This is a genomic window from Halopseudomonas pachastrellae (assembly GCF_900114765.1).
GTDB classification, from domain to species: domain Bacteria; phylum Pseudomonadota; class Gammaproteobacteria; order Pseudomonadales; family Pseudomonadaceae; genus Halopseudomonas; species Halopseudomonas pachastrellae.
The window spans coordinates 1-10,697 of sequence record NZ_FOUD01000034.1 but is presented as its reverse complement, the minus strand read 5'-3'; the positions used below and the strand labels follow the sequence as shown (position 1 = coordinate 10,697).

Here is a 10,697-nt window from a genome sequence, read left to right as displayed (position 1 = left end):
CAGGTCATAGTGATGCTCTTGCCTGAGCCCTGGGTGTGCCACACCACTCCGCCCTTGTGCGAACCGCCCGGGCGCGACGCATCCACTACCTGATTGATGGCAGCGCGCACCGCATGAAACTGGTGATAGCCGGCGATCTTCTTCACCAACCTGCCGTCATCCTCGAACAACACGAAGTAGCGCAGGTAATCGAGCAACATCTCCGGCGCCAGCACACCGCGCATCAACGTTTCCAGCTCGCTGAACTGCCCCAACGGGTCCAGGTTCACCCCATCAATGGTGCGCCAACGGGCGAAGCGTTCGATATCGGCCGACAGCGAGCCCATTCGGGCTTCGCTACCATCGGAGATAATCAGGATCTCGTTGTATTGGAATAAATCCGGAATCTGCTCTTTGTACGTCTGGATCTGGTCGAACGCTTTGACCAGATCCGCATTCACATCCGCAGGGTTCTTCAGCTCGACCAGCACCAGAGGCAAGCCGTTGACGAACAAAATGATGTCCGGCCGGCGGGTATGCTTGGGGCCCTGGATACTGAACTGATTGATCGCCAGCCACTCGTTGGCCTTCACATCCGCCCAGTCGATCAGGCGCACGAAATCACCACGCGTCTCACCGTCCTTTTGATACTGAACCGGCACACCACTGACCAGCAGGCGATGAAACAGGCGGTTGGCAGACAACTGAACAGGTACACCCAGCTCCAGCACCTGACGCACCGCTTCCTCACGAGCGGCGAGCGGCACAGCGGGGTTCAGCCGCGCAACCGCTGCACGGAGCCGCATGGCAAGCACTACGTCACGGTAGCTCTCGCGCTCCGGGTTATCGCCATCATGGGCAATATCCGGCCCATAGAGGTGCTGATAGCCCAACTCACCCAGCCAGCCGAGTGCTTCCTGCTCCAGTTGATCTTCGGTCATTCCTTTATCCCGGTATTACTGCCTGGTCGAGCGGAGCAGTACCCATTGCCGCCTTCGTGCAGTCTGTGAACTGCATCTCATCATCGATCAGTAACCTATCAGCGTCTAAATCAAAAGGTAAAGCCCAAAGCCGCAAATCCGGGCTGTAATCAAAGGGTGGCAGCGGCTGGTCGAATTGTCGGGTTCTCGGGTAGATCAGCGCCAGCTCGCCCTTGCCATCCAGGTACTTGTGACCATAGGCGAACAACTGATAAAAATCCGCTTCACGCAGTGCTTCTTTCTTTTTCTCAGCCCCCTGCCCGGCGCGTTTCCACTTTGCATCCAAGACCCAACGCCTACCATCGTTATCAACAAGGAAGTCGGGCTTCAACTCAAACACCGGTTCTGAACCTTGCTTGCACAAAGACTTAGCGATCCCTTTGCCCTGCGTAATCAGCTCGGCGCCCGGCACTAGGCAGTTCCTCAGCCAGCCCTCTACATAGCGTTCAAACAGCTTCTCCATCGGGAACAGCATGCTCATTCCGCGCCACTCACCGCTCACCGCCAGCGGCATCTGCTGATTGAGGATCAGCTCGCACCAAGGCTTAATTGCCTGGTAGTGCGCCATCAGGCGATCAGTGCTCCAAGCCCGGAAGTCCAAGTCAATCTGACGGCTTGCGGGCAAATCGCTGAGCATCGCGCGCAGCTCAGCGGCTAGCCGCCAGTTGTTAGCATCCCTGGTACTCTTCGCCACCTGCTCCAAAGCTGATTTGAGCAGACGGTTCTCAGCGCGATTCGGTTGAAATACATCATGGCGAATTTGGAAGTAGTGCTGCTTTCCGGGGCGCTGACGCATCTGTGCAACCACGTTGAGCTGGCCACGCAAAAAGCGCTGTTCCTCCTCGACACGTTGATAGTCGAACCGCACACCCCGTTTCACCAACAGGTCGAGCTCCGCCAAAAACTGCGCCATTACCCATTCGCTGAGCGGCGCCTCAAACAGCTCTAGCCCTGCCACCGATGCCTCACGGGCTTTCAGATCCAGAGCTCGCTGAATAAGCTTGCGCAGCAACTGCCGTCCTTTTTGCAGGCAATCACCCTCTTCGTGGTGCTTGGGTACGATTTCCAGGCGCGTGCCACAGGGGGTCTCCAGCACGCCCACGTAGGAGTCCCACTTCAGCGAGCGACGCCCCTGCACCTGTAGCAGTTTCGCGCCATTGCTGTTAAAGCGAGCACTCAGCTCACAAAGCCAGTCGAACGCGCTTTCCGATACCTGCGCACAATCAAGATCATCGGGCGCTACCGGTGCAGTGGTCAGACACGCGTATTCACGCACGACGACAGATGCGCTCACGCATCCGCCTCCTCTGGTTCATCCGTTGAGACCTCACCCTTGTAATTAGCAGTAATGATGCCGGCATAGGCAGAAGCACGATTAAAAGCCTTGTCGTTGATTCGCCATACCCCGGCTTGAACAGGCACGCTGGCGTCGCCAAATAACGCTACGGCATCCCGTTTCTTACACTGGCGAACAAATCGATCGTCAAGACCCTTGCGATGATCGTTCAGCACCCAACAAATGCGCTGCCAGTCTTCGAAGAAGTACTCCTGCAGCAGAGGCAGTATCTGATTGCGGAAGATCAGCTCCAGCCGCGCCAGCTTCTGCTCCTCTGTCAGACCGTCTTCTTTCAACGGCATGAAGTACGCATGCCCCAGGCAATGATCGCGATCCAGCAGTACTTCGATGCGCTTGTTCATTTCTGTCAGCAACTCGCAGACGCTAACGTCCGCCACTTGAACGCCGGCCAGCAGGTCAGGCATAGGGGCCATTTCCTTAAATACGAAGCGACGACGCAAGGCAATGTCCAGCCCAGCCAAGGAGCGGTCCGCGGTGTTCATGGTGCCGATGATGTAGAGGTTATCCGGCACGCTGAATCGCGTCTGGGAGTACGGCAAAACAATAGAGAGCGCCTCGGCTCTCCCCGCTCGCTTGCTCTCTTCGATCAACGTGATCAGCTCACCGAAGATGCGAGAAACGCTACCTCGGTTGATTTCGTCAATGATCAGCACCCGAGCATCATTCTCTGCCCTACCCTCCGGAACGCCGGCGCCCAGCAGCTGCTCCAGCTTCTCCTTATTGAGCGTTGGCGCGCGCAATTCGTATAAGGTCATCTGGCTGAACTGCCCATTCAGCAGTTCCGAGTGAGGCAAGGAAGGTTGGTAATGTCGCAGCCACTTCACCGACCGCATTTGCGAGTAATCAGCATCAAATTCGCTATGCGGCTTGAACTGGTAATCCCCTGTCACTTCGCCGATAGCCCGCAACTTAAAATTGCCATCCGACACGACGATCAGGTCACCGACTTTCATCTTGGCCACAAAGGCTGTCACGCTAGTGATGCCGTAATCGGTCCCTGGGTTTTCTGGCAACACATTGTTATCCGCAAAGCGCGCCTGAACCTGCTGCCGGTTAGCGCAGCCCGCAAAGTTGATTCCGCCACCATAGCCGAGCAGAACGTACCCACCGTCGATGCACTCTTGGAAAATGCTGGCGTCATCGCCCAGCGTATTACCCAGCGACATTTTCCAAACACGCCGCGCACCGACTCCAGCAGGCGCATCAGCCTGTTGAGTTACCTTGGACGCAGCAGCCTCACAGAGTGACTTAAATACCCCATCCACCACGTCATAACGCAATTGGCCAGTTGTCTCATCCGTGCGAGCGCGCAAACCTTCCACAAAGTCCTCATAGCTGAAGCTCTGATGAAAGGTCACAAAGCGGATACGCTCCTTGTCAACAAGCTCATCGAACGCCTCTTTCAAGCGTTTGCGCGAGTCGGGGTCGTCACCACGGTTCTGCTCCAAAAGCTGCGGCGCCAAAATCTTCAGCGCTTCGTTGATCGTGTTGTAGGTCTTGCCGGTGCCGGGCGGGCCGAACAGGATCTGGTTGAGTGGCGGTAGTTCTGTGCTACCGCCGTTGTGCGCAGTGCTCATCTCTGCATCATTGCTCTGCGATTCATTGTTTTCATAGTCGCGTGGCATACGCCCTTCTCCTTCCAATGGCAGCGCTTCCAAAGACACCGCGTTAATCACAGCATCCAGCCACGCGTTGATCTGGGGCTGATCCACCTGCACTCTTGAGTTGATCTGCTCCGCTACACCTTGGCTTTGCAGCAACGCCAAATGGTTCTTCAAATCACGCGCATCACAGGTAAACCCGTCTTTACTCCAGCGGATGCGGAACGCGACCTTGCCATTCTTCTCCGCCCTGGCCTTGCTCCCCACGCGCACGTCGGTAGGGTCAAGGTTCACTGTGTAGTGATCTGCTGTTGGAAAGCGCTGGCGCAGTGTACGAATGAGCGTCCAGAACCAGGCTTTATCCTCCTCGCTCCCCTTCCGAAGCAATTCAGTTACTCGCCTGTCTGGGTATCCCTCAATGGCGCCTGACTGAGCGCTACCATCTTCGCTGTCATCCAATTCAGGAACAGGAAAGTCCTCTGGCCGCTTTGAGTTGCCTTTCATCGCTGCAACAAACGGTTGACCAAGCGCGCTTTCAAGCGCGGTTAACCAGTCATCTACAGCAACTTTGTCAGCAAGACGGCCCGGCTCAGAAACAATCAAGTCCGTTCTACCCGCAGCCTCCAGCGCCTTGCGAAGAGGGGTTTTTCGTTTAGGGCCAAGCCGAATACTTTCAGGAAAAACGGATAAACCAAAAGCGACGTGACTGGCTTTGCTACCTGATTTACAGCCAAAGCCTAGTCCAGTGTATTTTCTCGCTCGTAGAAGGACCGGATAAATATCCACATCAGGATAACGGGCAACAATCGCCTCAATCACCATTTGAACCCAGCGCCTGATATCTTCCTGGCCTTCACGTGCGGAGCAGACTTTTTCTAAATACTCGTCAGTCAACATAAGGTGTTTCGCTCCTTGCGGTCTCCGGCAGACGCAACTGGCCGGAGATCAGGCGGGGTAACAGGGTGTCTCGGAGTTGTGTTAGGGTTTGGGCTTGATGCGTGTTTTCCATCATGCGAGCAATAAGCGGATGAATTGCCTCATTCAATTTCTCTGCAAGCTCTGCTGGCGGGATAACAATCTGATAAGCAGCCAAGTCCTTCCAGTTAACTCGGGGCATCTTTGCACCATTCGAGAGACGATCTGCATAGTTGATCAGCGTCTCACTGAATAAATGCATTGCCACCACACCAAAATAATTTTGAATCTTTGGCTGGCAAACCAAAATATCAGTCGAGCAAACGCCCGCGAACGGGGAAATCACTACCTTATGAAAATAAGGCCGCAGCTTGCCAAACAGAATATCGCCTTCGGAAAAAGCCGCCTTTGCGCTCTCCAAACCTTCAGCATTGCCCCAGCTAGTCAAACTCAGAGATTTCCGGGGAATGTGCTCAAGCCCGACGTAATGCAAATCGGCGCGCAGTTCGGAAACTTGCATTTGCTGCCTTGCAGTCTGTGCAATATCTCCCAGCGTCCCAACCTTCCACCCCTTCGGCACCAAGCCCAGTTCGGACTCTTCAAAGCTATCGGGAAACAGGGCGGCGGTGGTGGCGTCCATGGCCGCTTTCGTCATCCTGCCTTCAGCGGCACTCATACTTCCCTGTATAGCGCCTTCCGGCTGGCGGCCTTCGGCCTTGGCGCGCACGGGGTCGAAATCGACGAACCAGGATTTGAACAGCGCCTGGGCGATGGCTTCGAGGGTGGCGTTGGTTTCGCGTAGCAGGGTGATGCGGTCATCGAGAACGCCAAGCACAGATACAGCGTCGTGCATGTCAGCCTTGCTTGCCGGGTACGAGATAGGCAAGTTCCGAACTTCAGTTAACGAAATGTATTGCTGCGTTGACCCCTTCTTACGCTGCTCGATCAATTGCTGACCCTGAGGGGATCTCAAAAAATAGTAGAGCCACTTGGCTCGAAGCTCTGTACCGCACTTCAAAAGCCCCACGTTCTTGATAGCGAAACTGGGAGCCTCTTGGTCGACAATACAGATTTCACCAACAGTTCCGATCATCGTAAGGAGTAGATCCCATTGATCCACTTTGCTACGACGATTGATATCAACGTAGTCCTCTTCAGAAATAAAATAGGCAGAATCAAGGAAGAGGCCACCATTTTTAACGTTTTTTGACGTTACAAGAAGCTTTCCAACACTTGTCTGTTTAGGACTGTCATGGGTGCCGTCTGCTACACGCAAACAATACTTGTCACATGGCACTGTCACAAAAGCCGGGGCAATCTCATAACTCATACCCCAGCCCCCCCAGCTTCTGCCGGATCAACTGATCGAGCTCTGCGCCCTTCTGCATCTGCTCACCAAGTTGCTTAGTCAGCCGTTGCATCTTCTCGGCAAAGGCCTCGTCGTCATCCTCCACTTCCTCAGCACCGACATAGCGCCCAGGCGTCAGTACATGGCCGTGCTCGGCGATTTCGGCGAGTTTGACGCTGCGGCAAAAGCCGGCGATGTCCTGGTATTCGGCAATCTCACCGCCCACATCCAGCGGCTCGCCGCGCCAGTTGGCGACGGTTTGCGCGATGCGTTCGATATCGGCGTCGGTCAGTTCGATCTGTACGCGGCTGACGCTGGTGCCGAGTTTGCGGGCATCAATAAACAGCACCTGCCCGCTGCGGTCGACGCCGCCGGGGCTTTGGCTATGACGTTTGTCCTTGGCGAGAAACCACAGGCAGGCGGGAATCTGGGTGTTGAAGAACAGCTGGCCGGGCAAGGCGACCATCACTTCCACCACATCGGCCTCGACCATGGCGCGGCGAATTTCGCCTTCGCTGTTCTGGCTGGAGCTCATGGAGCCGTTGGCCAGCACGATGCCGGCGCGGCCACTGGGCTTGAGGTGATACAGCATGTGCTGCAGCCAGGCGTAGTTAGCATTGCCCTGTGGCGGCGTGCCAAACACCCAGCGCGGGTCGCCTTCCAGGCTGCCATGCCACCAGTCGCTGATATTGAACGGCGGGTTGGCCAATACGAAGTCGGCGCGCAGGTCCGCGTGCTGATTGCGGATAAAGGTATCCGCCGGCTCCTTGCCCAGATTGAAGTCGATACCACGAATGGCCAAGTTCATCGCCGCCAGCCGCCAGGTAGTGGGGTTGGACTCCTGGCCGTAGATGGACACATCGCCCAGCTTGCCGCCGTGGGCCTCAATAAACTTCTCCGACTGCACGAACATGCCGCCCGAGCCGCAGCACGGGTCGTACACCTTGCCGTGGTGCGGGTTAAGCACTGCGACCAGGGTTTTCACGATGCTGGCCGGCGTATAGAACTGGCCGCCCTTTTTTCCCTCGGCGCTGGCGAACTGGCCGAGGAAGTATTCGTACACTTGCCCCAGCAGATCGCGCGCCTTGCCGGTGTCGTCACCAAAGCCGATGGTCGAAACCAGATCCACCAGCTCGCCCAGCTTGCCGTCCGGCAGTTGGGCGCGAGCGTAACGCTTGTCCAAGATGTTCTTCAGGCGCGGGTTCTCTGCCTCAATGGCCGCCAGCGCATCATCAATGCGCTTGCCGATGTCCGCCTGCTTGGCAGCTGAACGGATCGACTCCCAGCGTGCCACTCCCGGCACCCAGAACACGTTGACCTCGCGGTAGTAATCGCGATCTTCCAGCTCGGCGGCCAGCAACTCCGGATCGTCATCGCCCAGGTAGTAGTCGTCGCTTTCATCGGTCAGCTTGCGCTCCAACTCGGCGCGGCGGCTGGCGAAGCTGTCGGAAATGTACTTGAGGAAGATCAGCCCAAGCACGATGTGCTTGTACTCGGCGGCATCCATATTAGCGCGCAGCTTGTCGGCGGTCGCCCAGAGGGTCTTCTTCAGGTCATCCATGCTGCTGACAGCGGCTTTCTCGGCGCTGTGCGCCGGTTTCTTTACTGCCGCAGGCTTCGCAGCCACAGCGCTGCCATCGGCCTCACTGCGCTTGACCGAACCACCACGCCCTCGTCCTTTCTGCAGCACGCCCTGCGCAATCAACGCATCACGCGCCTCGACAAATGCATCCTGAGACAGATCGGGAAAGGCAGCGCTCAACTGCTCGAACAACGACTGGTTGCCAATGCTGGAACCATCGACCGGCACCAAAGCCAACAGCGACTGCGACAGGCGGGCCTGATCATGCATAACGAAACTCCTGCAAGCCACGCTACGGCGGCCTTGAAACAACGCGGATTACCGGAGGCAAGCAGGGAGGAAGAGCGAAGCAGGCAGCATCACGCGGTCCATCCCTGATGACCTGCGGCGAAGTGTGATGGCCATCACTTTAGCCAGCGACAGTCACGGGGTAAAGCGGTTGTTGTCTCCCGCGGTGTTTTTGCCGGAGACGCTGAAACAGAGTCGGTCATCCATGACCAAGGGGTTCCATCCCTGCCCACTCCAAGCGGGCACAGTTGGATGATATGTCGCGTTAGCTGACAGACCAATAATGGTCATGCATACAGGTCAAGTTTTCAGGCAGGTCTGACGCAATTCGCCTAAGCAGACAGGGCACTAGTTACCTTATTCCGTCTGTGTGCCGGAGTAACCCAGCACACACGCAACAATTCTTTCTTCCCAAGTTTGCCGCAGGGCGATGCCCGAGATCCGCTCGATGATAGTCGAAGCCGGCAACGCCTCAGCGAGTAGCGCCTTGCGAATGTCACGCAAGCGGACAATCTGTGAGCGTCGAGCAACCTTGTTCAGATAGCCAAACCATGTAGGCCGCACGAGATCCAACCAGGCGTCTGCCAGCTGCGCCCAATCGGGGCAGCCTTCTATGTGGTTATGCTTGAGCGTCTGTAACAAACGCTGAATAGCATCAGCCTGACCAGTGCTTTCAATCCACCCCTTGCGGCTTGCCCAGACCGAAATAACATCCTGCATCTGATCCAGTGCACGCTGTTTACGTTGCGGCAGCAACAGCCGCTCCTGCTCAGACAACCTTACGAGGAAGCGCTCAAGTTGCCGCCCAGCACCATGACTGAGCGGGAGGTCCTTCTGCCCCTGCCCCAAGCGTTGCCGCAGCTGTTCGACAATATCCGGCAAATGCACCAACGGCTTAGGCTGCTGATCAACGATCAACACCCAGCGAGGCGCCCTTTTGGCCTCTCCGGCCAGACAAACAAATAGCCACGGTTGATCGGACTTCACCAGACTGACACGGGACAAGACCGCCAGAGTTTCTTCTCTAACCATGGTGTAGTCCTCTGCCGTCAGCATCGCTCGATCCCCTTCGAGCAGCCCTCGCACCGCTGCGAATGCATCCTCAACACCGTCCCAGGGGATAGATGCGCGCTCCTCAAGCTCCTGCTGCTGTTGCTCTGGTGTTATCAGCCGCTCTGGTCCTGAGTTGGCCAGCAGGGCATCGGGCAGTTGCAAGTTACCGCCAAGCGAAGACTCAACATCCTCTACGCGCGCAATAAACCGCTCATCTGCCTTGAGAGCAAAGGTATCGGCGTCCCTGGGCCACCAGCATTCGATGCTGTCATGGGGGCTATCCATACGGTCTATGCGACCGACCCGCTGCTCGGCGTAACGCACCACACTGGGCATATCCAGATGCACCATTGCCGAGGCGCGCTGCAGGTTAACGCCCTCAGACAAGGCATCGCTGCACAGCGCGATCACCCGCCCCTTCCCACGCTCAGGATCGAGTCGCGCCTGCAGCGCCTGGTTCTGCCGTTTCTTGCCCCCTACCCCAAGCAAAACCTCGACACGGTTGTCGCCATGCGGCCGCGCTATAAGGTACTGAAGATAACGTAACGTCAAAGGAAAATGATCGAAGGCAATGACTTGCTCGTGCTGCCGAGCCAGGCCAAGTAAAAGCTGGCATTTACGTTGCTCCCTGCCGTCGCTCATGCGCTCCAAGCGCATCAGGATATAGGTGTAACGACCTACCTCCGCTTCGCACTCCCGGCGATGCTCCTCCGGGTCTGATAGCCATGTAGGCAAGTCGATGCCCAGACGATTCTCAGGAACACGCCCCTGCAGAGCAGTAATACGCTCCCGCATATTGCCGGTGGCATCATCGCCCTCCACTGCAAGATCATGCTGCAGATGCAACCGTTGCAATGCCTCGCGCTCACCAAGAATATGCCGGAACAAGGCCAGTCGAGATGAACGCAAACTGGCCATAACATGATGACAGGCAAGCCCCTTGGCGGATTTTAGCCGCATTTGCAGGTACGCCTCAGCACTCATTCCGGATCGAGCATGGCTCTCGGGCAGATACAAAGCTTTTTCAAAATGCGTTATGCCCACCAATGACCGGGCAATTGCCAGGATCTCTCCGGCAAGCTTAATGTCGTTCGCACTTTCATTCAGCTCGTAGACCTGCGAATGATGCTCCGGATATCGGCAAACTCGGCCGGTAGGCAAGCGGTATGCGTCCGGTTCAAGATCGACCATGCTGTTGAGCTGTTTCTTGGTGCGACGCACCATGAATCCGGCCAATGCACTCTTAAGCGTCGCGAGATCCTCTGGTGCCGCGTCTCTCAACCCGCCTTTCAGACGCGTCAGTCGTTCCAGGCTGGCTAGCACCTGATCATCGAAGTTGTCTGCACCAAGAATGTCGATCATACGCAGCAGGTCGCTGGCGGATCGATTGAACGGGGTTGCTGTAAACAGCACGACCTGATCTGCCAGGTTATGAACCAATTGACGAGAGCGGTTAGACGTCTGGCTCAGGAAATTGTGCGCCTCATCAACCGCCAGGGTTTGTGACCGCACCATCAGGTCGGAGATGACGCTCTCGTCCCCTGCTCTGGAGTGACTCAATGCGCCATGAGAGCGAATATTGATCTGGAGGAAG

Annotated in this window: 6 protein-coding genes; all 6 read right to left on the bottom strand. The window is 56.5% G+C overall.

Annotated features, from left to right (window positions below; genetic code table 11):
• Positions 1–920, bottom strand: a 920-nt coding sequence (locus BM116_RS18170; RefSeq protein ID WP_139222380.1) for a type I restriction endonuclease, incomplete at its 3' end; no start/stop codon positions are given.
• A 4-nt stretch (positions 921–924) separates the two neighbouring features.
• Positions 925–2,253, bottom strand: coding sequence for an McrC family protein (locus BM116_RS18165; RefSeq protein WP_083729336.1), 1,329 nt, complete (start codon positions 2,251–2,253; stop codon positions 925–927).
• A complete protein-coding gene (locus BM116_RS18160; RefSeq protein WP_235846796.1) occupies positions 2,250–4,814 on the bottom strand; it encodes a DUF8426 domain-containing protein in 2,565 nt (854 codons plus the stop codon). Before BM116_RS18160 ends, BM116_RS18165 begins: the two co-directional genes overlap by 4 nt.
• On the bottom strand, positions 4,804–6,162 hold the full coding sequence (locus BM116_RS18155) for a restriction endonuclease subunit S (protein ID WP_083729334.1): 1,359 nt from the start codon (positions 6,160–6,162) through the stop codon (positions 4,804–4,806). Before BM116_RS18155 ends, BM116_RS18160 begins: the two co-directional genes overlap by 11 nt.
• Entirely contained in the window at positions 6,152–8,032 is a 1,881-nt protein-coding gene (locus BM116_RS18150; RefSeq protein WP_090475309.1) for a class I SAM-dependent DNA methyltransferase, read from the bottom strand. Before BM116_RS18150 ends, BM116_RS18155 begins: the two co-directional genes overlap by 11 nt.
• A gap of 375 nt (positions 8,033–8,407) precedes the next feature.
• On the bottom strand, positions 8,408–10,697 hold a 2,290-nt coding region (locus BM116_RS18145), incomplete at its 5' end, for an SNF2-related protein (RefSeq protein ID WP_139222379.1).

Bases quoted from the DNA above. Each gene is read 5' to 3' on its own strand.
- BM116_RS18150 (WP_090475309.1), bottom strand. From the start codon at position 8,032: ATGCATGATCAGGCCCGCCTGTCGCAGTCGCTGTTGGCTTTGGTGCCG.
- BM116_RS18155 (WP_083729334.1), bottom strand. From the start codon at position 6,162: ATGAGTTATGAGATTGCCCCGGCTTTTGTGACAGTGCCATGTGACAAG.
- BM116_RS18160 (WP_235846796.1), bottom strand. From the start codon at position 4,814: ATGTTGACTGACGAGTATTTAGAAAAAGTCTGCTCCGCACGTGAAGGC.